Here is a 22,700-nt window from a genome sequence, read left to right on the forward strand (position 1 = left end):
GGGTCCATGCTCGCCGATGACCCCGCACCGGGTCCAGGACTGCGCTGCGGGGACACGCCCCCAGTCAGGGGCGGCGCTCAGGCGAACTTTGCGTCAAGGCGCTCCGGTGTCGGGGAGCACCCGTGGTCATCGGGTCAGGCAGAGACCGAACGCAACGGTCCGGACGACGCCCGGACGACGAGTGCGTGCGGCGAGCGCAGCACCCCCGGTGTCGCCGGGGCGCCCTCCTCGAGCTGGGCGACGAGCACCCCGACCGCCGTCGCCGCGACGCGGTCCAGGTCGGCCGACACGGTGGTCAGCGCCGGGGTCGAGTACGCCGACTCCTCGATGTCGTCGAACCCGACGACCGCGACGTCGTCCGGCACGGTCCGGCCCGCGAGCTGCAGGGCACTCATCGCCCCGAGCGCCAGCGCGTCGTTGCAGCAGACGATCCCGTCGACCGGCACCCCGGCGTCGAGGAGCTGCCGTGCAGCCGCCGCCCCCTCGGCCCGGTGCCACAGCGCGGTCGGCACCACCCGCTCGGGTGCGAACGGCATGCCGTGGTCGTCGAGCGCCTCGCGGTAGCCCCGCAGTCGCTCCTGCGCCGTACGCACGGGGCCGGACGGGTCGGAGCCGATGAACGCGATCGACCGGCGGCCGGCGTCGAGCAGGTGGGCGGTCGCGTCCCGCAGCGCGTCCGCGTTCGACATGGCGATGAACGGCACGGGGGCGTCCGGGATCGGCTCACCGAGCACGACCAGGGGGAACTTCACCTCGAGCGCGGCGGCGTCGCTCGGCCGGACGGTCAGCGGGCTGTAGATGATGCCGTCGATGGAGTGCTCGCGCATCCGGGTGATCGCGTCCGCCTCGCGCACGCCGCTCGCGGTCTGCTCGATGAGCACCGTGTAGCCCACGGCTCCGGCAGCGCGGATGACGGCGTCGGCGAGTTCGGCGAAGTACGCCTGCCGCAGTTCCGGCACCGCGAGCCCGAGCACCTTGGAGCGTCCGGCGCGGAAGTTCCGGGCCGAGACGTTGAGCTCGTAGTCGAGCTCGTCGACGGCAGCCATCACACGGTCGCGGGTGCGGACGGAGACGTGTTCGTAGCCGGACAGCACGTTCGAGACGGTCTTCTTCGAGACACCCGCCACGGCGGCGACGTCGCTCATCGTGGGCGGAGAGCGGTGCCCCTGCGCCATCGGGCGCCCCCTCTCACCTGCGGACTGCGTTCGGCAGGAACCTACCGCACCCGCGTGGTCCGGACCGGACGGGAGGCCCGTGGCGGGCCCGCCACGGGCCTCCCGTCCGGTCGGTCGCCCGTCCAGGGCCCCGCTCAGTCCGCCAGGAACCGCAGGACCGCGAGCACCCGCCGGTTCTCGTTCGGCGTCGCCTCGAGCCCGAGCTTGGTGAAGACCGCGGTGACGTGCTTCTCGACGGTCCCGCCGGACAGGAAAAGCGTGTCCGCGATCGCGGCGTTCGAACGGCCCTCGGCCATCAGGCGCAGCACGTCGGTCTCGCGGGCGGTGAGCGAGTCGAGCGGACCGCTCGTGGCACGCGGCGCCTGGACCAGTGCAGCCGCCACCTCGGGGTCGAGCACGACGTTGCCCGCGGCGACCTGGTGCAGCGAGTCGATGAAGGTGCCGACCTCGGCGACCTGGTCCTTGAGCAGGTACCCGACACCGACGGTGGCGACGTCGAGCAGCGCCCGCGCCCACTGCGCCTCGGCGTACTGCGAGAACAGGAGCACCCCGACGTCGGGCTGCACGTCCTTCACCCGCACGGCCGCGCGGACGCCCTCGTCGGTGTGGGTCGGCGGCATCCGGATGTCCATCACCACGACGTCGACCGCACCGTGCGCGACGGCGGCCACCGCGGCGTCGCCGTCCGACACCGGCACGACCTCGTGCCCGCGACCGCGCAGCAGGGACGTCAGCCCCTCGCGCACGATCGTGTTGTCGTCGGCGACGACGATCCTCACCGTTCGGCTCCGCTCGGCATGCGCATCCGGATGCGGGTCGGGCCGCCGGCGGGGCTGTCCACCTGCAGGTCCCCGTCCACGGCGCGCAGCCGTTCGAGCACCCCGGCCAGGCCGGTGCCGTGACCGTCGGGGGTGCCGAGCGCGACGTGTGCCCCGCCGTGGCCGTCGTCCTCGACCTCGACGAGCAGGTCGGTGCCGAGCATGCCGACCCGGACGGCGGTGGCCGAGGCTCCGGCGTGCTTCGACACGTTCGTCAGCAGCTCGAGCACCCCGAAGTACGCGATCCCCTCGACAACGCGGGACGGCCGGACGGGCAGGTCCACCGACAGCGCGACGGGGAACGGGGTCCGGGAGCACGCCGAGGTCAGCGCGGCCTCGAGCCCCTCGTCGAGGACGGGCGGGTGGATGCCGCGGGCCAGGGCGCGGAGCTCGACCAGCGCTTCTTTCGTCGACGCGTGTGCCCGGTCGACCAGCGCGGTGACCGCATCCGGGTCGGCGCCGGTCTGCAGGCGGTCGCGGGCGTCGCCGAGGGTCATCGCCAGGCCGACGAGCCGGGCCTGGGTGCCGTCGTGCAGCTCCCGCTCGATGCGGCGCAGGGTGGTGTCGGCGTCGAGCACGGCGGCGTCGCGCGAGGCCGTGACCTGGCGGAGCCGCAGGTCGCGGGCGGTGGCACCGAGCAGGGCGCGGATGACCACACGCTGCAGTGCCGCGAGCCCGTGGTTCACCGCGGGCCAGAGGAACAGCACGATGAGCAGGCCGAGCACCGCGAACGCGACCTGCAGCGGCGGGGTGTCGACGTACACGCCGAGGAACTGCGCACCGCTGTGGAGCTCGCCGTCCGCGCCCCGCTGCGCCGGCAGGAAGTGCCCCCACGCCGCGTGGGTCATCGCGCCCAGACCGCTCACGAGCACAGCGGTCGAGACGGCGAACGTGGTGGTGGTCAGCACGAACCCCGCGAGCAGGTACGCGAACGCCCGCCAGGTGGGGCCGTCCGACAGCCGGGCGAACGCGGTGCCGAGCGGCGTCGAACCTGCACGGGGCGGTGCCGGGGCGACGACGACCTGCCCGAGCAGCGCGGCGGACATCCGGCGGGTGACCGCGGCGAACCAGTGCGACCCACCGAGCAGGAACGCGGCGACGACCAGGCCGACCCAGGTCAGCGACACCGGGATGCCGACGGCCAGCACCACGACGAACCAGGCCAGCGCGGCGATCGCGATCGGCAGGTGCGCGGCGTGGAACGCGAAGGCCCGCCAGGTGCTGCCGTCGGCGACGGCGCGGAACGGTCGGAACCGGGGGACGGTGGTGGGTGCGCCCGGGGTGGCGACGGCGGTGTACATGCGGACCTCTTCGTGTCGGTGACGAGCTTATTGCCCGACACCAGCCTCGCCGCGGGGGTCCGCCCGCACACCGGTGCTGCCCCCCGTCGTCGGTGGGGAAACCCCGCGATCATCGTCAGCAGGCTCCGGTCAGGGCCCGGTCTGCTCGGTCGGTGCGGCCACGGGCTTCGACTGGCTCGACCCTCGTTGCCGCAGGGACACGGTGGCGATCACCATCACCGAGATGACCAGGAACTCCGACTGCCAGTTCTGCATCGACTCGAACCAGAACTGGCTCGTGCCCAGGTAGCCCCACGCCGTGACGACATCGCCGCCGTGTTCGAGCCGCTCCTCGTTGTAGGCCGCAGCACCACCGATCAGGTGCCCCACGACACTGCCGAGGAACAGCACCGCGAACAGGATCAGCAGGGAGTTCTCGTACAGCACGAGCACGATCCCGCCCCGGCGCACCGGCCACGGGGCCTTCGGGTCGTCGGCGTGCTCCCGGGGGTCCTCGTCCTGCGGGCTCTGTTCGTCCAGGGGCTCGGACTCGCTCGACCCCTTCTGGAACAGGAACACCGTGAACACGATGTACGCGCCCATCTGCAGGAACTCGCTCTCCCAGTTCTCGAAGGTGGCCTCGGCGAAGTCGCCGCTCGTCAGGAAGCCCCAGAGCGACACGGCCGCCTCGCCGTGCTGGAGTGCGTCCGCCGTGGACACCCGCCACCCGGCGAACACCATGCCGACGAAGCACACGACGAAGACGGCGACGTTCGCGAGGAGCAGGCCGTGCCGTCGCACACGCTGCCACCCACTCGATCCGTTGTGCAGGCCGAGGGTCACCGGGTCCTCCGTTCGTCGTGTCGAGCCCATCCTGGTCCGGACGCCACGAACGCCTTCGCAGGAGCACCCGACCGGTCGCGCCGGTCCGTCAGCGACTCAGAGCGTGACGCCGGTGGCCGTCGCGAGCGCGTCGAGCAGTTCGGTGCGGAACCGCTGGTCGGCGACCGCCGGGTGCGGCTCCTGCCGCTCCCCGTGGAACCAGTAACCACCCGTCGCGGTTTGGTCCGGGTCGGTCGCGAGCGTCTCCTGCGTGCGGTATCCGAGCTCGAAGTCGTCCGGAGCGCCGGCCCCACCCATCTTGGTCGCCACCCAGCCCGGGTCGACGGCGTTGCTCAGCACGCCCGGGCGTCGGAGCGGCACCTCGGCGGCGAGCGCCGTCACGAACAGCTTCGTGTCGGAGTACGAGTTCGTCTCGGAAGCGCCGGTCCAGTCGACGGTGTCCAGGCGCGGACGGCCGCCCCGGTGCATCCCGCTGCTCAGGTACACGTGCCGCCCCGGCGAGCGCAGCAACGCGGTGAACAGGTAGGGCGCCACGACGTTGACGGGCACCAGGGAACGGCCCGAGATCACGCCGGCGTTGTGCACGACGGCGTCGAGCGGGGTGCCGGCGTCGAGTTCCCGGGCGGTGGCGATCACGGCGTCGCGGTCCGCCAGGTCGGCGACGACGAGTTCGGCGCCGCGCTCCACCAGGTCGGCGACCGCCTCGGCGCGGGCCCGGTTGCGCGCGTGGACGACGACGTCGTGCCCGCTGCGGAGCAGCGAGTCGGCGGTTCCCCGCCCGAGGCCGTCGGTGGATCCGGTGACGAGGATGCGTGCCATCCGCCCATCATGCGCCCGGCGGCTGCGGCGGGTCCGGCAGGTGGACCGGGAACGAGCGGACGGGAGGCGCGGTGCGGGCCCGCCACGGGGCTCCCGGCTGTTCACAACCCCGTCACACCTCGGCGACGGCCCGCAGTTCGAGCGCCACGGCGTTCAGGTCCCCGATCAGCTCATCCGCCCGCTCGGCGTACTCCGGAGCAGGCGCTCCCGCATCACGCGCCTTGCCGCTCGACCACGGTGCCCGGACCGGCGCGGCGACCGTCAGCAGGTCGTCGCGGTCCCATCCGTGATCGAGCAGCCCACGCGCATGGTCCATACGCTCCTGCACCCGCACCACGTGCGGATCGCCGTGCTCGCTGAGGAACGCGATGAGCCGGTCGCTGCGGACCACGTACCGCCGGAGCTGGTCACGTCGGTCCCGCGCGCTGTACCGGCCGCCGTGCAGCAGGTGTCGGCGCAGCCATCCCATGCCCCGATGATCCCACCGCCCCGTTCAGCCCGCTGGTCCTGTACGTTTCCTGTGTAGACATTCCCCGATCAGAGAGGACGCGGCGCCATGAGTGACGGCACGCCCCAGTACAACCAGCAGAACCCGAACCCCTACGCCGCCGGCGGCCAGCCCTACGGCGCTCCGATGCAGCCGTCGTCCGACCGCTTCAACGTCATGGCGATCGTCGGGTTCGTCCTGGCCTTCGTGGTGAACATCGCCGGCCTCGTGGTGTCGATCATCGCGCTCTCGCAGATCAAGAAGACCGGGGAGCGCGGCCGCGGCCTGGCCCTCGCCGGCGTCATCATCAGCGCCCTGTCGCTCGTGTTCGGCATCATCTGGATCATCTTCGTGGTCTCCGTCGTCGCGAACGCTCCGGCGGGCAGCACCGGCGGCTACTGACCGTCGTCAGCACCGCACCGGAGGCCCGTGGCAGCTCGCCACGGGCCTCCGGTCTGTCCGGGGTCCGTCCCGGACATCGGCCTCAGCCGATGACGCCGGTGTGCTCCAGCACGATGTTCAGACCGATCAGGATCAGGACGACGCCACCCGCGATCTCCGCCGGCTTGCCGAAGCGGGCACCGACGCGGCGACCGACCAGGACCCCGACGAACGACAGCACCGCGGTCGTGATCCCGATGAGCAGCACCGCACCGCCGATCGACACGGGCAGGAACGCCAGGGTGACGCCCACCGCCAGGGCATCGATGCTGGTCGCGACCGCCAGCACGAGGAGTTCGCGAACCGGCAGCCGATCGGTGTCCTGCTCGGTGTCCTCGTGCTTCGAGAACGCCTCCCACAGCATCTTCCCGCCGATCAGCGCGAGCAACCCGAACGCGACCCAGTGGTCGAAGGCCGCGATGTACTGCGCGAACGCCGACCCGAGCAGCCAGCCGAGCAACGGCATCACCGCCTGGAACACCCCGAACGTCAGCGCGATCGCGATCGCGTGCCGCACGTCGAAGCGCTTCATGTGCAGGCCCTTGCCGAGGGCGACGGCGAAGGCGTCCGCAGAGACGCCGAGCGCGATGAGGAAGAGGGCCCAGAACGACATGGGAGCGGCGCCTTTCGAGACGGTCGGAGGGAGACTCCGACGTCTCAGGACCTGACGATCCTGGCACGGTCCGGGGGACGAAAAGGCCTGATCAGCGGGATTCGTCGCCCCGAATCCGCGGGTTGGTGGGCCCGGTCCGCCAACCCGGCCCACGTTCTCGACGTGACCAGGGGACGGACAGGAGGCCCGTGGCGGGGCCGCAATGCGCCTCCAGGCCGGCAGTCAGTGCGTCAGGAACCGGCGGCCGCGTGCGCAGCCACTTGACTGGCCGTCAGTTCGGTGCCGTAGACGGCGGCGTACCGCATCGACCCGGTGAAGTACGGGTTGTTCGTGGAACCCGGCCAGCCGCTGACGACGTCGTAGCCGACACGGAAGTACCCGGTGAAGTTCTCGGGGCTCGTGAAGGCCGCGTTCGACGCGACGAGCTTGCCGTCGACGTACAGGCGCATGCCGTTCGTCGGCGACATCGTCGACACCGCGTGGTGCCACGCGCCGTCGTTGAGGGCCATCGGCGAGGTGATGACCTGCGTGGTGCCGTTGTAGGAACCGAACGAGAGCTGCCCCGTGGTGGTGAGGTAGAGCTTCCGGTCGTGCTGCCCCGACGCGCCGGTCTGGCTGCTGCCGAAGCCGATGAGCATGCCGCCGGCGACCGTGGTGCGGAACCAGACCTCCTCGCTGAAGGTCGTGGGGTTGGCGTACGAGCGCGGGGTGGAGACGTAGCTCGTGGACCCGTTGAGCGCGTAGGCGCTCCCGCTGTCGCGCGGGCAGGCGTTCGGGCTCGGCGTGGTCGCGGTCATCGCGCCCTGGTAGGTGCCGTTCGCGCCACGACCCGACCAGTCGGTGGCCGTCTTCGATCCAGAAGCCTCGGTCAGGCGGTAGGCGAACAGGGCGTTCGCGGTGTCCGCGCCGCCGGCACCCGTGCACGTGAAGTACGGGGCGGTCGCGGCCGTGTTCGCGCTGTTGGTCACGCGTGCGGTGTACGCCGAGCGGGTCGGTGCGAACTGGTTGAGCAGGACGACGACGGCCAGGGCGACCACGAGGAGGACGGCGACGACGCGACCGTCGCGCAGGCGGCGGATCACGAGGGGCGCACCGCCTCGACGCGGCCGACCGCCAGGCACGCCACGAGCGGCACGAGGCACACGGCGATCAGGGCGACCCAACCCAGGGGGTCGAGGTCGATGTTCGACATGAGCTGGTAGTGCCCGTTCTTCGTCAGCTCGTGGATGACGACCCGGCCCATCTCGCCGTCGACCAGGTGGACGCTGTTGCCGCCGTGGGCGTCGACGCGGACCGGGAAGATCCCCGACGAGATCACGGTGGCCTCGACGCCGGTCGGGCTCGAGGTGTTCGTGATCGTCGTCACGTTGACGAACGGCTTGAACACGAACGCCGCGTACGAGACGGTGAGGGCGCTGCCCGCGATCCGCAGGCACGTGCGGGTCACCCGGTCGGTGAACGCGCTGGTCAGGGTCAGGATGATCAGCGTGCCGATGAGCAGGATCGGGGCGGCACGGAGCAGCCAGCCGATGCGCGGGACCAGGAGCGCGGGGGTGCCGATCACGTCGGCCTGGGTGAGCGTCCACGGGTCCGTCGCGCCGTTGACGTCACCGCGGGTGTGGATCCCGCCGTCCGTGTCGATCGAGACGATGCGGTGCGTGTAGACGACGTCCGGGTTGGCGGAGGTCTCGAACGAGACGATGTCGCCGACGCTGAGCGTGGCGACGTCCACCGGCAGGTCGAGCACGAGGGTGCCGACCGGGGCGGCTTCGCCCATCGAGGGGGTCTCGACGACGAACCAGCGGCCGCCGGCGGAGAGGAACAGGACGGCAGCGGTGAGCAGGAGTGCGGCGATCGCGGCGACCGACCAGGCGAGGACCGTCTCGGAGCGGGTGACCTGACGGCCGCGGAGGACCGGGCGGTCGAGCATGCCGCTGAGCGGGATCGCTGCGGTCTGGCTCATGGGCGCTGCTCCGGGAGGTCGGGGTGGGGCGTTGGTGGGGCTGGTCGTGCCGGTCGTGCCGGTCGTGCTGGTCCTGCTGGTCCTGCTGGTCCTGCTGGTTCTGCTGGTCTTGCTGGTCGTGCTGGGGTGGCGACGCTCGGCCGGAGGGGGGTCGGCCGAGCGTCGCCGGTCTGGGGGAGGGGTGATGGGGGTCGGATCAGGCCGTGAAGGTCCAGGTCATCGGGACCGAGGCGGCGAGGCCCTGGTAGGTGTTGCCGGCCGAGGAGTCGAGGGTCACCGCGAAGTTGAACGGGACGCTCGCACCGGCGGCCGGGGCCTGCGGCATCGTGAAGGCCGACGCCGCCGCACCCTTGAAGCTGGCGAGGGTGCCGCTGAACACGGTGGTGGAGCCGGAGGTGATGACGAGGTTCATCTTGGCGCAGAGGTCGGTCGCGGTGCCGTTGGCCGAGCCGTTGGCCGACTGGGTGCACGTCGCGCCCGGGTTGAGCGTGAAGGTGCTGGCGTTCGCGGTGCCGGTGTTCTTGATCGAGATCGCGGTGTTGACCGTGTTGCCCGGGGTCATCGTCGTGCTGCCGCCGAACTTGTTGATCGTCGAGCAGGTCGCCGAGTTCGTCGAGACCGAGCCGCCGTCGGTGCTGAGGCAGGTGACGGTCGCGCCGGCGTTCTGCTCCTGCATGATCAGCGTGCCGCTGCCGGCGGTGTTGCTGCTGTTGGTGATGCTCGCGGCGAACCCGGAGAGGGTGCCGGTGAGGGAGAGGGAGAGCAGGACGGCGGCGAAGATACCCGCGAGGAGGGCCACGGGGGCGAAGCGGATCCGCTTCAGTGCGGAAGTGCGGAGCTTGGTGGACACGGGGTACCTCTTCGTTCGGTGGTGGTTGCAGGAGATCGGGGGGAGCAAGACGTTCGGGCTGTTTTGCTTCAATGGTTAAGATAGTCAGTGGTTGATCAAGTTGGCCACTCGTATACTTGCCCCAGTACGGGGGACGCACTTGTCCCCCCGAGAACCGACAAGAAGGAAGACTCCGTGGCAGCAGCACGCAACGACGACGACGCGGCCGATCTCATGGCCGCGTTCGACGCCGTCGTGCGTGCGAACGCGAGCCTGGTCAGTCAGCTCAGCGCTCGCGCGGGCGTGCACGAGAACGCCCTCCGAGCCCTGGTGCTCATCAGCGACACCGGGTACTCCACGCCGACCGAGGTCGCCGGGTACCTGGGGCTGACCTCGGGCGCGGTGACGAACATGATCGACCGGATGAGCACCGCCGGCCTGCTCGAGCGCGCGCCGAATCCGGCGGATCGCCGAGGCTCGCTGCTGCGGCTGCTGCCCCCGGGCGATGTCGTCGTGGCGGACTACCAGGAGCGGTACGCAGCGATGCTCCGGGCCGTCGACGGGGCGCACAAGGGCGAACTGCACGAGGTGCTCAACGACCTGGCGACGAGTCTGTACGAGCAGGCTGCCGCTGCCTCCTGATCTCCCTGGTGTGGACCGCGCGTCGAGCTGGTGCGGATCGCGCGTCTACCCGGTGCGGATCGCGCGTCTACCCGGTGTGGATCGCGCGTCTACCCGGTGCGGATCGCGCGTCTACCCGGTGCGGATCGTCCGTTCCGCTGTCGGGGTGAGGCCGGCACGGCGTTCCCGATCCGTCCCGCGGGCACGCTCGTCCTCGAGCACCCGCACGACGGTGTCCCGGAGGGGTCGGGTCACCCCGCCGGCGTCCGTGAACGCCATCGCGGAGCGCTGCGCGAACCCGCTCTCCGACACCGGGATCCACAGGGGGAGTGATCGTGGTCCGGCCCAGTAGGCCACGTCGTGCGCAAGCAGGACGTCGTCGTCGACCGCGACCAGCTCGTCGTCGAAGCCGGTGACCTCGGCCACACACCGGAAGAAGTCCTGCATCGGCACCGGAGCGCCCACCGCGTTGACCGTGCCGACGAACCCGTCACGCCCGGCCCGGACGAGCCAGGCGGCGAGGTCCACGACGTCGACCACCTGGACGAACCGCTCCGCCGTCGTCGGCACCAGCACCGGCCCACCCCGGTCGAAGCGTGCCGGCCAGTACCCGAACCGGTCGCTCGGGTCACCGGGCCCGACGATCAACCCCGGACGTGCGACGAGCAGCCGCGACCCGAGCCGGAGCCGTGTCGTGCGCTCGGCGAGGACCTTCGCGTCGGCGTACTCGGACGGGTCCTTCGGATCCACCAGCCGGGCGGACTCGTCGGCGCCCGGTTCGTCGTTGTCCGCGTACACCGAGACCGTGGACACCAGGGTCCAGTGCGCAGTCCGGTCGGCGAGGGCGTCGAGCGCCGGGGCGACGAGCTCGGGAGCGTGGGCGAGTTCGATGACCTCGTCCCAGTCGCCCGTGGCCTGCTCGTAGGCGCCGGCCAGCGCTCGATCTGCCTGGACGAAGCGCGCTCCCTCGGGGACACTGCCGGTGACGCCCCGGGCGAGGCAGGTGACGTCGGCACCCTCGGACAGGAGCTCGTCGACGATCGTTCGCCCGAGCCAACCGCTTCCGCCGAGTACCAGGACGCGTCGCACGCGCTGCGGCATCAGACGGGCTGGAGGGGCCGTCGTTCACCGTCGGGGAGCTCGACCCGGATGCGATCGCCCGGCCGGACCGTGCCCCCGGTGAGCACGACGCTCATCACGCCGCCCTTGCGCTCGACCGTGCCGTCCTCGGCGCGCCCCAGCACCGCACGCAGGAGTCCCGGCTCGAAGCCGTTGATCTGCTGGCACGGGTTCCGCAGGCCGGTGACCCGGACCGACGCGTCGTCACCGAGGTGCAGCACTGTCCCCTCGGGGAGCCCGAGCAGGTCGACGCCGCTCGTCGTCACGTTCTCGCCCATCTGGCCCGGTTCGACGTCGAACCCTGCCTCGGCGACCTCGTCGAACAGCTCGGCGTGCAGCAGGTGGACCTGGCGCAGGTTCGGCTGCGAGGGGTCACGGGCAACCCGGGAGCGGTGCTGCACGGTCGTGCCGGCGTGAGCATCACCTTCGATGCCCCACCCCGCCACGAGCGTCACCGCGTCGACCAACGGCTTGCTGAACCGGTGCTCGTCGTCCTTGCTCACCGCGACCACGCGCGGCTGGTCCATGTCGTCCCCGCTCATGGGGCCGATTCTGCCTCATGGTCGCGGCCGCGCGAGTGCAGCGTCGGTCAGCGGGGCTCCCGCAGGCCTGTTCAGCGGCGCGTGCGGAGCGCGTTCGTGGCCCACAGCGAGACGGCGATGAGCACGGGCTGGAACAGCAGGCGGACGAAGCGCTTGGTGTCGGTGTCCAGACCGAACCCGTCGCGGTGGTGCATCCACTGCGCGATGTTGCCGGGGAAGACCGCCAGGAAGAACACCGCGACGACCCAGCCGACGGTCACCTGGCGCCGAGCCAGGAGCATCAGCGCAGCCCCGAGGGAGATCTCCACCACGCCGGAGGCGATCACCGTGGCATCCGTCGGCAGCGGCACGAACTTCGGCACCTGCGCCTGGAACTCCTCGCGCGCGACGGTCAGATGGCTGATGCCGGCCCACGTGAGCATCGCGCCGAACAGGATGCGGACGATGGTCCGGGGGCGGGTGGAGCGGACTGCGGGGGTGCGGGTTGCCATCGGGGTGGTGCCTTTCACGGTCGTGGTGGGGTTCGGTGGATCGGGAGCCGAGGTCAGCGGCTGCGGAGGAGGCGGCGTCGGCGTGCGGCCTCGAAGGTGATCACGGCAGCTGCGGCACCGAGCGTGACGATCCGGGCGACCGGACGGCCGCGGGTCGAGGTGAGCAGCCGCAGCACGCCGGCGAGTGTGAGTGCGGCAGCACCGCCGGTCGTGCTCGTCACCGAGCCGTCTTCGCGGTCGATCACGAGCCGGGTCCCGCCGAGGGCGGTCGCCACGACGGCGGAGCCGGTGCCGACCGGGTCGCTTCCGGGTGCACGGCGGACCGCTGCACTGGCGAGTCCGACCCCGGAGAGGACTTCGAGGCCGGGGATGCCGAGAGCGTGTGGGACACCCGGTTCGAATCCGCGTCGCTGCATCTGCTGGGCTCGTACGCGCAGCGGGGTGCGGCCGACGGTGCCGATGCCGTGCCCGGCGAGCAGGGAGCCGGTCACGAGGTCGATCCAGCTGGTCAATTTCACGTTGCGCTCCATTAGGTTGTGCACAACCTAACACGCCTCGATACCGGGAACCAGACCCCGGGTCCTCCCGGCGCCGGATCGGGTACGTCTAGGGCGACGGTCGGCGGCGAAGCGTTGTCGACGGCGGTTCGCCGAAGGTGCCCGCGTAGTACCCGGCGAACCGGCCGAGGTGCTGGAAACCCCAGGCTCGAGCGATCTCGCCCACGGTGGTGATGTCGGCGTCGGCGGCGCTCAACGCTGCGCGCACCCGGTACAAGCGGACTTCCCGCAGGAAGTGCATCGGCGATCGTCCAGCGTGGCGTTGGAACGACGACTGGAGGGACCGTACGGCCACTCCCGCTGCGGCGCACACATCCGTGATCGTGATCGAACGGTGCGCGTTCGCGACCATCCACTCTTGCGCCAACCGCATGGTCGCGGGTCCGGCCAGCAGCGGCATGTCCAGCGCCGGGAACGCGCGGAACGCGTCCGACACGGCCTCTGCGAGGACGACGTTGCTCGCCGAACGCGACGCCTGGTCGAGTGCCGGGTTGAGCAGTTGCGGAGCGACGGCAGTGATCGTCGTCCGCAAGCGTTGCAGCACCGCGGGATCGGTGATCGCTTCGAAGCGGAGAGGCGCCGGAACCGTCTGCGCTCGAGCGGCGGCGACTGCCTCGAGGAACGCGCCGTCGAAGCGGATCAGGTGCTGGGTGGTGGGGAGCGCGTCGAAGGTGAACTCGCGACCGCCCAGGAGGTGCGGTGACGGACGCACCGCACCCCCTGTCAGGGGCCCTGGGACACCAGGGCCTGCGAGGTCAGCTGCGGATGAACGCGAGGATGTCGGGGTTGATGACGTCCGCGTGCGTCGTCAGCATGCCGTGCGGGTAGCCCTCGTAGATCTTGAGCGTTGCGTCGCTGAGGAGTTCGGCCTGCTTCAGCGCTGCGTCCTGGTACGGCACGACCTGGTCGTCGTCGCCCTGCAGGACGAGGACGGGCACGGTGATGGCCTGGAGGTCCTCGGTCTGGTCCGTCTCGGAGAACGCCTTGATGCCCTCGTAGTGTGCGAGGGCACTGCCCGTCATGCCCTGACGCCACCAGTTCGCGATGACCGGCTCCGACGGCGTCACGCCGTCACGGTTGAAGCCGTAGAACGGGCCGGATGCGACAGCCTGGAAGAACTCGGCGCGGTTGGCGGCGAGTGCCTGGCGGAATCCGTCGAACACCGAGATGTCGGTGCCCTCGGGGTTCGCGTCGGTCTTCACCATCAGCGGCGGCACGGCGGACACGAGGACCGCCTTCGCGACCCGGTTCTGGGGCTGGCCGTACCGCGCGACGTAGCGAGCGACCTGGCCGCCACCGGTGGAGTGGCCGATGTGGACGGCGTCGTGCAGGTCGAGGTGCTCGACGACCGCGGACACGTCGCTGGCGTAGTGGTCCATGTCGTGGCCGGTGCCGATCTGCGACGAGCGGCCGTGACCGCGTCGGTCGGTCGCGATGACGCGGAAGCCCTCGGCCAGGAAAAACAGCATCTGCGCGTCCCAGTCGTCCGAGGACAGCGGCCAGCCGTGGTGGAAGACGATCGGCTGCGCGTCGGCGTTGCCCCAGTCCTTGAAGTAGATCTCTGCACCGTCATCGGTGGTCACGTAACCCATGGTTGCTCTCCTGTGCTGTTCTGCGGTTGTGGTGGTCGGTGGGTGGTCAGTCGAGTTCTGCGACGGCGTCGGTGATGAACGCCGCGACCTCGGTGGGGTGCGTCTGCATCACCAGGTGCGGTCCGTCGATCTCGATCACCTTGCGGACGCCCGCGCGCCGGTAGCCGAAGCGCTCGACGTCCGGGTTGATGGTGTGGTCGGCGCTGGAGACGATGCCCCAGGACGGCTTGGTCTTCCACGCCGCGACGGACGCGGGCTCGCCGAACGCGACGGCGGACAGCGGACGCTGCGACACCGCGAGGACCCTGGCCCGGTCGAGGTCGAGGCCACCCGCGAAGACGGCCGGGAAGGCGTCGACGGCCACGGAGACGTCGGTGCCGGGCTCGGCACCGTCGATGGGGTAGGGCGCGTAGACGAGGTTCTCGGCGAGGTCGCTGTCGGGGAACCCTCCCTGGAGGGCTCCGAGGCTCTCGCCCTCCTCGAGCGCGTACGCCGCGACGAAGACGAGCCCGACGACGTTCTCGGCGACGCCGGCGACGGTGAGGATCGCGCCGCCGTAGGAGTGCCCGGCGAGCAGGACCGGTCCGTCGATCTGCTCGACGAAGGACTTGATGTAGGCCGCGTCGCCGGACAAGCTGCGGTTGAACACCGGCGGGACGAGGACCCTGTGGCCCTGATCGAGCAGGAGCTTCGTGACGGGCGCCCAGCTGGCGGCGTCTGCGAAGGCTCCGTGGACGAGGACGATGGTCGGTGATCCGGTCACGGTGGGGTCCTTCCCGGTCCGTAGCCGCTGCTGCGGACCTTCGTCGGTGAAGGGAGGGTGTGCTCCCGTCCGAGACGGTAGGGGCGGGGACCAGCGGTGCACATCAGTCGTGATGACCGAGATGTGCTTCCGTGTGACCTAGTCGGTCGCCGGACGGTCAGTCGGTCGCCAGCTGGTCCGCTGTCGCTGCTGCGGCCTGCGGCCCCAGCACCGACGGCAGCTGCTGCCGGGTCGAGACGCCGAGTTTCTGGAACGCCGCGTACAGGTGGGCGCCGACCGTCCGGGGCGAGACGAAGAGGTGTTCGCCGATGGCGCGGTTGCTCAGGCCTCGGGCTGCGAGCGTGCAGACCCGGAGCTCCTGCGGGGTGAGCCGCTCGATGCTGTGTTGCCCGGTCATCGGTACGCGCTCGCCCGTCGCGCGGATGGCGTCCCGTGTCCGCTCTGCCCAGGTCCGAGCGGGCATCGCCTCGAACAGGTCCAGGGCGGCGTGCAGGACGGCACGCGCGGTGGTGCTGCGGTGCAGACGACGCAGACGACGCCCGAGTCGCAGGAGCGCTCGGGCCTGCACGTACGGGATCGGCCAGCGCTCGTGTTGCAGGGTCGCCCAGGTGGCCTCGAGGGCGTCGTCGGGAAGGAGCGCGGTCCGGGCGTAGTCGACGGCGGCCCGCACCATGGGGGCATGCCATCGTGCGTGGAGTCGCTCGAGGTCCACCAACCGCTGCTCGGCATCCGCCCGGTTGCCGGACTCCAGCGCGGCGTCGACGTAGTCGTGGGAGGTCAGGACGGCGAAGGAGGGGTTGAAGGCGTCGTCGTCAGGGTCGAACAGGCGTCGCAAGGGCCCGAGCGCGTCCGCTGCCCGGCCGGAGAGGAGGTGTGCCAACCCCGTCGCGCCGAGCAGCGTGGCGCGCATCGCACTCGAACGGAGCACCTGTGCGCCGGCCGCGGTCCCGCCGGCGATCCGCTCAGCGTCGGGGTGTTCGCCCTCGAGTGCGTCGAACCACGCGAGCGCACACCGCGCCGCTGCGGAGAACCCGGCGTCGCCGAGGTCACGGCCGAGTGATGCGGCTTGCTCCGCCAACACCCGTGCCCTGGCGACGTCCCCGGCCAGGTAGGTGGTCATGGAGGTCCCCATGAGCGCCTGCGGGAACGTCCGCAGTTCACCACGTGACCCCATGCTCGCGAGGGCACGATCGAGCAGGACACGGGCCGTGTCGATCTCGCCCACCAGGTTGAGCGCGTAGCCGAGGAGCCACGCCGATGCTTCGTCGTGGGCAGTCGGCGCCGCTGCCAGCGCGAGTTCCCGGACGCGATCGCCACGGGCGACCGGCTCGGTCCGGGCCGCGAGCAGCAGCGACCGCGGGTCGTCCTCGGGCAGCGCGAGGGCTTCGACGACGACGAGCATGGGGTCGCCCGGGTCCGCTTGGGCGGTGTGGTCCCAGGCGAGCGCGGCGAGGTGCAACAGTGCGTCGGTGGCGTGCTCGACGGCGCCGGCTGCCTGCATCTCGGAGACGGCGTGGAGCGCCGGACCGAGGTCGCCGACGGCCAGGCCGGTCCGCCCCGTGGGCAGGGTCTCGGCGATCCACGCGGCCCGCGCGGCGCGCAGCCGGTCGGGTGCCTCGTCGCGAGCTCGCTGCACCAGCAGCGACGCCTCGGACGTACGGCCTGACAGTCCGGCGAGTTCCGCAGCGACGATGCGCCGTTCGACGCGGTTGACCACATCCGAGGTCAGTTCGGCGGCACGCTCGTAAGCGCGGCTCGCGACGAAGGTGTCCGACATCGCGGTCCGTCCCTCACCCAGCGCGGCGATCTCGTCGGCGAGTGCGTCGTCGTGTCCGGTGGCGAGTTCGGCGCGCCACCAGATCGTCCGCGCCGGGTCGTCCTGGTGTTCGAGCACGAGCGACCGCAGAACCGCGGCGCGTTCCGACGGCGAAGCCGCCAGGAGGACCGCCGACTGCACGAGTGGGTGTCGGAACCGGATCGCTCGCGGTGGCATCCACTCGAGGAGCGACGACGCCGAGGCCTGCTCGGTCCAGGTCGGCATCGGGAACCTGCCGATGGCACGGGCAGCGACGCGAGCCGCCTCCTCTGGGCTGGTGCCGCCGGACAGCGCCACGGCGAGTATCGCCAACCGGACGGACTGGTCGAGCTCCGCGTACCGAGCGGCGAACTCCTGCTCGACCCGGCCCACGACCGGGCGGTCCCGAGTGCGATCCGCCGTCGCGGCCGACCGACCGAGCTCGTGCAGTGCGAGCGGGTTGCCCTCGGCGCGCAGCACGAGGTCTCGACGAGCAGGCCCCGTGGGCGCTCCGGAGATCCCGTCGAGCAATTCGTCGGCAGCCGATTCGTCGAGCGGGCCGAGGTGCAGGCGTCGGACGCCCGGGGTCTCCACCATGTCAGAGTTCCGCGTCGTCATCAGGATCACGACCGGGTCCTCACCGACACGTCGAGCCATCATGCGGAGCGCCCACTCGGACGACGCGTCCATCCAGTGCAGGTCCTCGGCGACGACCAGGAGCGGACGTTCGGCCGCGGCATCGGAGAGCAACGTCAGCGCCGCGAGTCCTGCGAGCAGCGGCGAAGGCTGGACCCCGGTCACCACACCGAACGCGACGTCCAGAGCACGGCGCTGCGGTGCCGGCAGGTTCGTGATCCCGGCTCGCAACGGGTACAGGAGCATGTGCAGCGCGGCGTACGGTTCGGCCGCCTCGGCCAGGGTGCCGGTGGTCGTGATCGTCCGGACGCCGAGGCTGTTCGCGTACTGGAGCACATCGGCCACGAGCGACGACTTGCCGATCCCCGCTTCGCCGTCGATCACGAAGGCCGAACCACCACCAGCCACGTCACGGATCGCATGCCGGAGTGCTGCCGTCTCCCGCTCACGCCCGATGATGGGCTGCGCCATCGTCACGGTGTCAGTATGGCAGCGGTTCGGCAGTCGCAGTGTGCTGGTGATCGGCTTTGGTCACCGATCGTCCCGGAGTCACCTTCGGCACCCACGAACCCCGCTCGTGGTGCAGCCGGGTCCCGCGCTGCCCCGTCGGTCAGCGGTCTCGCTGTCGGAGTGTGTGGCTCGGCTGTTCGCCGAACCGTTCCGCGTAGGTCCGTGCGAACCGGCCGAGGTGGCGGAACTGCCATTTCCGGGCGATGTCCGCGACCTTCGTCGCGGCGCCGTCCTCGAGGTCGCTTCGAGCGCCGTCGAGACGAACGTTCCGCAGGTACTGCATCGGGGTGACCCCGTAGGTGCGCGCGAAGGCGCTTTGCAGACCGCGCATGCTCATGCCCGATGTGGCTACGAGGTCTTGGAGCGAGAGCGGAGTGGGCGCTTCGCGGTGGATCAGGTCCACGGCGCGGGCGAGTGGTGTGGTCGCGCCGTTCCCCGTGACCCGTACGCGGAAGGTGTCGATGATGGCGTCGGCGATTCGTGCGTTCAGTGCCGCCCGTGTGTCGCCCTCGACTGCGGCGTCGACCAGTTCGGGTGTGCTCTGGCGGAGCGTTTCCCGCAACCGTCGGAGCGCGTCGAGGTCATCGGCTTGTTCGTCGAACAGGAGCGGGCTTCGCAGGTAGATTCCGCGGCTGTTGAGACGTCGGTGGAGCAGACGGTCGGACAGGTGCAGCATCGAGATCTTGCGGGTGTCGGAGTCGAAGTCGTAGACGATGCTGCTCGAGAGGAACATCGGCCGTCCTGGGATGGCGGTGATGGTGTCGCCGGCTTCAGTGGTGATGGTCGCGATGCCATCCGCGATCCAGAACACGATGTGTTCGAGGCGTGGCCGCATGCGGCCTGTCCGGGTGCCGTCCACGACGGCCCCGCGCATCGACACGTCCGCATCGCCGGCGCTGATGTACTGGAACTGGTCGAGGGAACCCTCGACACCATCCGCGAGGCCGTACGTTTCTTCGAGCTCGGTGCCGCGGTGTTCACTGACCGCCACCACTCGCATCTTCCGGAACGTGGGCGGCCGTTCCGGGAGCGGCGTCGCCGTCACCACGTCATCGTGACATCCCGTGAGCCGGACCCCAAGTCCGAGGCGAGCAAGCGCTGCGGCATGCGGATACAACAGCGAGCTGCAGTCCAGGACCGCGCAGTGCGGTGCAGCAGGGTCCTCAGCTGTGGACGACCGACTCGGTGTGGTTGCCCGCAACTGCGGACCGCTGCCGAAGAGCTGCTTCGGCCGTCCCGTTCGGGGCAACGGAGTCGTGCTGCAGTTTCGCCGCAGCCCCGGCGCGTTGAGCGGTAGCTGGACGAGTGGCTCGGCGGCCGTCAACACCTCGTGTCGCCCGCCAGCTAACATGTCCCGCTGCAGTCATCTTAGGGACGAACTGCCCTTCCGATGTCCCACCGGACTGCCAAATAATGTGTCCGGACCGCAGAAGACACTTCACGGCTTCGGTAGCGGTCCGTTCTATCGATCTCGGATGGCGGCCCAATCGACGGAGTTGAGCCAGCTTCGAGCAGTGTCCCAGTCCGAGAAGGCGCCGGATGAGACGAGCGCCGGCAGGAACTCGCTCGGCCTGGCGCGCACAGGGTAAGGCTCCCAGGGCTTCGACTCGGTCAGCGACTGGGAGGTGAACACACCATGCCGCGCTCGGGACAGCATTACCGCTAGAACGCGGGCCTCTTCTCGTTTCGCGTCTTGCGAAACAGCCCGGTAGAAAGGGATGGAACCTTGCTCCAGGCCGAGAACGATAACCCAATCGAACTGCTGCCCCTTGCCGGCATGGCCAGTTAAGAGATGCACACCTGGGGCAGTGAGGAGCGTGTCACTCTCCCCTGCTCTTATTCGGGCGGCGATCGACTTCACGGTCTCGCCAGACCGGACGAGGTCGTCGACCCAGTCCGCCGCGTCGATTAGGGCTTCCCGTGTGCCGGGGTCCTGCAGCTCATTGGGACTGACCAGCGAAAGCAGGAGACTCTGGAGGTCTTCGGACGCGAGCAGTTCGGACTCCGTGGTCCGTCGCACGGCGGACTTCAGAAGTGGGGCCACATGAGAATCGAATATTGGGTCATCCCACCGATGCCAGGGGAACGGAGCGTTCGAGGTGAGAGCATTTTCTAGGACAGAACGGCGGGCTTTGACCCGCCCGAGAACGCCAATCCGATGGTTCGGGGCCCGCGCGAGAATGCGCGACGATAGCGACATCACCCAGCTGGCCTCCTCCGCATAACCCGCGTGCTCGACATGAGCCGCTATACCGCCTCCAAACCACGTCTCCGGCCGGGATGACTCCAACGGCGTTCCACCCGTAAGAGGAGCGAGAGCGTTCACCGCTTCAAGCACAGCAGGTGACGACCGATGTGATTCTGCGAAGGTGATGACTCGGTCGCTTGAAGCGGTTGCGGCAGCAAGCACAGTCTCGGGCTCAGCACCTGTAAACGTGTAAATTCCTTGCGCTGGGTCGCCAGCGAAGGTTATTCGTCCTAACGCAATGCGATTGAGGATGCTCGCTTGCTGTGGGGTAAGGTCTTGGAACTCGTCGACTATGACGTATCCGAAGTGATGCTGATACAAATCGGCAACCAAAGCATTGCGCAGTACCAGGTCCGCGAGGCGCGGTAAGTCATCGTATGTCAATCGATGTTCAGCGACACGCTGTTGCTCGATCTCTTGCGCGACGGTATGACCGGTCTGCGCGAGATATTCCGCGACCTCTACGTCCGTCCGGGTGACAAGCTTGGCCTGCTGCAGGTGCTCCTGAACAAGGTCCGTCTGTGCGCGCGAGAGTTTTCGCTGCCGACACTGGTTCAGAACCCAGTCCGCTGCAGGGGGCTCCCAATCGGAATTTAAGCCCACGACGTTACCGTGCGCCTGGACGATACGCGCCGAGAGCCCGTGCAAGTTCTGCACGGTGACTGTTCGTGCCGCCACCGCAGGCGATACGTGATGGGCGACACGTTCCGCGATATTCTCTCGCGACCTGTTGGTGAAGGTCGCGAGAAGTATGCGTTGAGGAGGTCGCACGACCTCTCGTTCAATGAGCCCCGCAACTCGAAGCGCTAGTGCTTCCGTCTTTCCGCAGCCCGCCGGTGCGATAATTATCAGACTCTGCTCCAGCGCGTCCCTAATTTCCCGTTGCTGTGCAGACGGCTCGAAACGCTCAACCAAGGCCATTTGCGCCCGCGAGCACCTCGTTGATCGATACGATCTTGGCGGCCTCATCACTTGTCAGAGTGCTCGCCACTACCAGTGCGGCTAGTACCTTGTATCGGTTGGTGCCGCAGAAATCGGCGACGGCCTTATCCGTGGGAGCGCCATCTCGGCCACCGGGGACCTGGGCGAGTTGATTTGCGGTGAACTCGCCTGACTCCTTCAAACGTCCCCAAAGAGTTCTAGCTCCGATCGCCTTAACGTATTCGGCCTCGAGGTCCGGGGTGGAGACCGTAACGCCGTGGATGGGTAGCTCCTCCGGCTCAACCCCGATAGTTCTAGCCGTTTCCTCGATCGCGTCCTCGTCGATCAAGATCTTAAGAGGGACATCGAAGCCAGCCGGTCCGAACAGCTTCCGCGCGGGTGCCATGTTGCGGGAGCCGTCGACCTCGACGACGCTGACGCCCGCGCGGTCGAGGTCACGCCCCGTCAGCTCGGCTACCCGGTCGAGAATGATCCGGTCCGAGGGTCCCTCGACCAGGAAGACCGCCGCTGCAGTTAGCGGTTCCAGCTTGCCTTGTACCCACCACCGCGCCGTGAGCTTGCCCTCTCCGTCGAGGAAGCCCCTAGTTGGTTGCCTGATCGTGCCGCCGGCCCGCACGACGGCAATGTCGTCCGGGGAAAAGGCGCTTACGACGTCGGGTGAGTGCGTGGCCAGAATCTTCTGGTTCGGGCCCTCGCGAAGCAGACGGGCGAGGGATCGCTGGCTGGAGGGGTGCAAATGAATTTCTGGCTCGTCGATCGCCACGACGTTCGCCGCTGCGCTTACGAGGTCATACAGCGCAATCGCGAACAGAGCACGCGCGCCGTCCGACTGCTCAGCGAGTGGGCGCGGCTCGCCATCGCGGGCGAGCTGCAGTCGCACATCCGCAAGCAAGTCTTCGGATGCGATGCTGCCAGCCACAAAAGATAGGTCATCGACGCCGACAACTCGGGGAACAGCTCGTGTCAGCTGTCCCGCGAGCTGTCCGCGCAGGTCTCGGAGCACAGCTGACGCTCCGAGCTGACGTTGCAGCCCTTCCGCGGCCGCTTGAAAGGCCTCACGCTCTCCTCCTAAATCGATCGCGCCGAGGATGTCATCAAGCGCAGCGTTCTTCTCGTCCCTGAAGTCTCGGGCAGCGCTCTGCGTCGCGGTTACGAGCTTGAAGCCCAGGGCAGCTATCTGGTCGCGGCTCAGCTGACGCAGACCGGGGCCGTGCGGGCTGAATCTACGAATTTGTACCGTCCCCCCGTCATCCACCAGCACTTCCATCCGCACCGTGACCGTTCTCGTTCCGCGTTCGGGCTCCACATGCGGCTCGTCAACGAACCAAGCTCTTTCGGTAGGGGAGAGCTCGTCGAGTTCCGCCTCGAGCACGAGCGGTTGGCTCCTGTCGCGCAGATCGTCGGCACTCACGCGCGCGTAAAGCGCCGCCGCGCTCGCGCCGAGTAGGAGATCCATGCATCTCAGAAGTGACGACTTGCCTACGTCGTTCGAGCCGACCAGGACAAGGTGCGATCGAATCTCTAATCCGACGTCCGCCAGGCGTGCGTGATTCTCGACCGTAAAACGAATCAACCGCAACGCTGCCTCCTGCTGTAGACGTGGCTTCAAGTATCCC

The 22,700-nt window shown here is 69.5% G+C and carries 23 protein-coding genes; 2 read left to right on the forward strand and 21 right to left on the reverse strand.

All coding sequences use genetic code 11. The annotated features are described in order from the left end of the window. Nucleotides 1–134 precede the first annotated feature (134 nt). The 6 genes from H7A73_RS02345 to H7A73_RS02370 all read right to left on the reverse strand — a co-directional run bounded on the left by H7A73_RS02345 (nucleotide 135) and on the right by H7A73_RS02370 (nucleotide 5,404). A complete protein-coding gene (locus tag H7A73_RS02345; RefSeq protein WP_182064487.1) occupies nucleotides 135–1,145 on the reverse strand; it encodes a LacI family DNA-binding transcriptional regulator in 1,011 nt (336 codons plus the stop codon). Between the two features lie 164 nt (nucleotides 1,146–1,309). Further along, nucleotides 1,310–1,954, reverse strand: coding sequence for a response regulator transcription factor (locus H7A73_RS02350; RefSeq protein ID WP_182064488.1), 645 nt, complete (start codon nucleotides 1,952–1,954; stop codon nucleotides 1,310–1,312). Next, nucleotides 1,951–3,294 carry a sensor histidine kinase gene (locus H7A73_RS02355; protein WP_071248575.1) on the reverse strand — a complete coding sequence of 448 codons (1,344 nt, stop codon included), beginning with the start codon at nucleotides 3,292–3,294 and terminating at the stop codon, nucleotides 1,951–1,953. The genes H7A73_RS02350 and H7A73_RS02355 overlap by 4 nt, the downstream gene beginning before the upstream one ends. 129 nt (nucleotides 3,295–3,423) lie before the next feature. Then, the gene (locus tag H7A73_RS02360; protein ID WP_259362658.1) at nucleotides 3,424–4,116 is read right to left on the reverse strand and encodes a DUF6766 family protein; all 693 of its coding nucleotides are present in this window, start codon (nucleotides 4,114–4,116) and stop codon (nucleotides 3,424–3,426) included. Between the two features lie 96 nt (nucleotides 4,117–4,212). Further along, nucleotides 4,213–4,935: an SDR family NAD(P)-dependent oxidoreductase gene (locus H7A73_RS02365; RefSeq protein WP_182064489.1), complete on the reverse strand. Its 723-nt coding sequence runs from the start codon at nucleotides 4,933–4,935 to the stop codon at nucleotides 4,213–4,215. 112 nt (nucleotides 4,936–5,047) lie between these two features. After that, entirely contained in the window at nucleotides 5,048–5,404 is a 357-nt protein-coding gene (locus H7A73_RS02370) for a hypothetical protein (protein ID WP_182064490.1), read from the reverse strand. Between the two features lie 87 nt (nucleotides 5,405–5,491). Between H7A73_RS02370 and H7A73_RS02375 the strand changes: the two genes are divergently transcribed. Beyond that, nucleotides 5,492–5,824, forward strand: coding sequence for a DUF4190 domain-containing protein (locus tag H7A73_RS02375; RefSeq protein ID WP_182064491.1), 333 nt, complete (start codon nucleotides 5,492–5,494; stop codon nucleotides 5,822–5,824). A gap of 82 nt (nucleotides 5,825–5,906) precedes the next feature. Here H7A73_RS02375 and H7A73_RS02380 read toward each other — a convergent pair whose 3' ends face one another. The 4 genes from H7A73_RS02380 to H7A73_RS02395 form a co-directional block, all read right to left on the reverse strand. Further along, nucleotides 5,907–6,476: a manganese efflux pump MntP family protein gene (locus tag H7A73_RS02380; RefSeq protein ID WP_182064492.1), complete on the reverse strand. Its 570-nt coding sequence runs from the start codon at nucleotides 6,474–6,476 to the stop codon at nucleotides 5,907–5,909. Between the two features lie 230 nt (nucleotides 6,477–6,706). Continuing rightward, nucleotides 6,707–7,558: a LamG domain-containing protein gene (locus tag H7A73_RS02385; RefSeq protein WP_182064493.1), complete on the reverse strand. Its 852-nt coding sequence runs from the start codon at nucleotides 7,556–7,558 to the stop codon at nucleotides 6,707–6,709. Further along, nucleotides 7,555–8,439, reverse strand: a complete 885-nt coding sequence (locus tag H7A73_RS02390; RefSeq protein ID WP_182064494.1) for a S26 family signal peptidase — start codon at nucleotides 8,437–8,439, stop codon at nucleotides 7,555–7,557. The genes H7A73_RS02385 and H7A73_RS02390 overlap by 4 nt, the downstream gene beginning before the upstream one ends. 196 nt (nucleotides 8,440–8,635) lie before the next feature. Further along, nucleotides 8,636–9,289, reverse strand: a complete 654-nt coding sequence (locus tag H7A73_RS02395) for a hypothetical protein (RefSeq protein ID WP_182064495.1) — start codon at nucleotides 9,287–9,289, stop codon at nucleotides 8,636–8,638. 174 nt (nucleotides 9,290–9,463) lie between these two features. On the opposite strand from H7A73_RS02395, the gene H7A73_RS02400 reads away from it, so the two are divergent. Further along, nucleotides 9,464–9,910, forward strand: coding sequence for a MarR family winged helix-turn-helix transcriptional regulator (locus tag H7A73_RS02400; RefSeq protein ID WP_310648849.1), 447 nt, complete (start codon nucleotides 9,464–9,466; stop codon nucleotides 9,908–9,910). Nucleotides 9,911–10,021: 111 nt separating this feature from the next. Here H7A73_RS02400 and H7A73_RS02405 read toward each other — a convergent pair whose 3' ends face one another. The 11 genes from H7A73_RS02405 to H7A73_RS02455 form a co-directional block, all read right to left on the reverse strand. Beyond that, complete coding sequence (locus H7A73_RS02405) at nucleotides 10,022–10,978, reverse strand: NAD-dependent epimerase/dehydratase family protein (protein WP_259362659.1); 957 nt, start codon at nucleotides 10,976–10,978, stop codon at nucleotides 10,022–10,024. A gap of 11 nt (nucleotides 10,979–10,989) precedes the next feature. Continuing rightward, a complete protein-coding gene (locus H7A73_RS02410) occupies nucleotides 10,990–11,550 on the reverse strand; it encodes an MOSC domain-containing protein (RefSeq protein WP_182064497.1) in 561 nt (186 codons plus the stop codon). A 71-nt stretch (nucleotides 11,551–11,621) separates the two neighbouring features. Beyond that, nucleotides 11,622–12,041: a MauE/DoxX family redox-associated membrane protein gene (locus tag H7A73_RS02415; protein ID WP_182064498.1), complete on the reverse strand. Its 420-nt coding sequence runs from the start codon at nucleotides 12,039–12,041 to the stop codon at nucleotides 11,622–11,624. Nucleotides 12,042–12,094: 53 nt separating this feature from the next. After that, nucleotides 12,095–12,559, reverse strand: a complete 465-nt coding sequence (locus H7A73_RS02420) for a hypothetical protein (RefSeq protein WP_182064499.1) — start codon at nucleotides 12,557–12,559, stop codon at nucleotides 12,095–12,097. Nucleotides 12,560–12,647: 88 nt separating this feature from the next. Next, nucleotides 12,648–13,310, reverse strand: a complete 663-nt coding sequence (locus H7A73_RS02425; protein WP_182064500.1) for an AraC family transcriptional regulator — start codon at nucleotides 13,308–13,310, stop codon at nucleotides 12,648–12,650. Between the two features lie 43 nt (nucleotides 13,311–13,353). Beyond that, a complete protein-coding gene (locus tag H7A73_RS02430) occupies nucleotides 13,354–14,190 on the reverse strand; it encodes an alpha/beta fold hydrolase (protein WP_182064501.1) in 837 nt (278 codons plus the stop codon). A 46-nt stretch (nucleotides 14,191–14,236) separates the two neighbouring features. Next, nucleotides 14,237–14,953 (reverse strand): alpha/beta fold hydrolase, encoded by a 717-nt coding sequence (locus tag H7A73_RS02435; protein ID WP_182064502.1) that lies wholly within the window; start codon nucleotides 14,951–14,953, stop codon nucleotides 14,237–14,239. A 157-nt stretch (nucleotides 14,954–15,110) separates the two neighbouring features. Beyond that, entirely contained in the window at nucleotides 15,111–17,855 is a 2,745-nt protein-coding gene (locus H7A73_RS02440; protein WP_259362661.1) for a helix-turn-helix transcriptional regulator, read from the reverse strand. Nucleotides 17,856–17,994: 139 nt separating this feature from the next. Further along, nucleotides 17,995–18,885: a helix-turn-helix transcriptional regulator gene (locus H7A73_RS02445; RefSeq protein WP_182064504.1), complete on the reverse strand. Its 891-nt coding sequence runs from the start codon at nucleotides 18,883–18,885 to the stop codon at nucleotides 17,995–17,997. A gap of 471 nt (nucleotides 18,886–19,356) precedes the next feature. Beyond that, entirely contained in the window at nucleotides 19,357–21,111 is a 1,755-nt protein-coding gene (locus tag H7A73_RS02450) for an ATP-dependent helicase (RefSeq protein ID WP_310648850.1), read from the reverse strand. Further along, nucleotides 21,050–22,663, reverse strand: a complete 1,614-nt coding sequence (locus H7A73_RS02455) for an ATP-dependent nuclease (RefSeq protein ID WP_182064506.1) — start codon at nucleotides 22,661–22,663, stop codon at nucleotides 21,050–21,052. The genes H7A73_RS02450 and H7A73_RS02455 overlap by 62 nt, the downstream gene beginning before the upstream one ends. Between the last annotated feature and the right edge of the window lie 37 nt (nucleotides 22,664–22,700).

Origin of the sequence: Curtobacterium sp. ME12 (assembly GCF_903970855.1) — a bacterium.
GTDB lineage: Bacteria > Actinomycetota > Actinomycetes > Actinomycetales > Microbacteriaceae > Curtobacterium > Curtobacterium poinsettiae_A.

Excerpts from the sequence above, each read along its gene's own strand:
- H7A73_RS02345 (WP_182064487.1), bottom strand. The coding sequence starts at position 1,145 with ATGAGCGACGTCGCCGCCGTGGCGGGTGTCTCGAAGAAGACCGTCTCG.
- H7A73_RS02355 (WP_071248575.1), bottom strand. The coding sequence starts at position 3,294 with ATGTACACCGCCGTCGCCACCCCGGGCGCACCCACCACCGTCCCCCGG.
- H7A73_RS02365 (WP_182064489.1), bottom strand. The coding sequence starts at position 4,935 with ATGGCACGCATCCTCGTCACCGGATCCACCGACGGCCTCGGGCGGGGA.
- H7A73_RS02370 (WP_182064490.1), bottom strand. The coding sequence starts at position 5,404 with ATGGGATGGCTGCGCCGACACCTGCTGCACGGCGGCCGGTACAGCGCG.
- H7A73_RS02375 (WP_182064491.1), top strand. The coding sequence starts at position 5,492 with ATGAGTGACGGCACGCCCCAGTACAACCAGCAGAACCCGAACCCCTAC.
- H7A73_RS02380 (WP_182064492.1), bottom strand. The coding sequence starts at position 6,476 with ATGTCGTTCTGGGCCCTCTTCCTCATCGCGCTCGGCGTCTCTGCGGAC.
- H7A73_RS02390 (WP_182064494.1), bottom strand. The coding sequence starts at position 8,439 with ATGAGCCAGACCGCAGCGATCCCGCTCAGCGGCATGCTCGACCGCCCG.
- H7A73_RS02410 (WP_182064497.1), bottom strand. The coding sequence starts at position 11,550 with ATGAGCGGGGACGACATGGACCAGCCGCGCGTGGTCGCGGTGAGCAAG.
- H7A73_RS02415 (WP_182064498.1), bottom strand. The coding sequence starts at position 12,041 with ATGGCAACCCGCACCCCCGCAGTCCGCTCCACCCGCCCCCGGACCATC.
- H7A73_RS02430 (WP_182064501.1), bottom strand. The coding sequence starts at position 14,190 with ATGGGTTACGTGACCACCGATGACGGTGCAGAGATCTACTTCAAGGAC.
- H7A73_RS02440 (WP_259362661.1), bottom strand. The coding sequence starts at position 17,855 with ATGGCGCAGCCCATCATCGGGCGTGAGCGGGAGACGGCAGCACTCCGG.
- H7A73_RS02450 (WP_310648850.1), bottom strand. The coding sequence starts at position 21,111 with ATGAGGCCGCCAAGATCGTATCGATCAACGAGGTGCTCGCGGGCGCAA.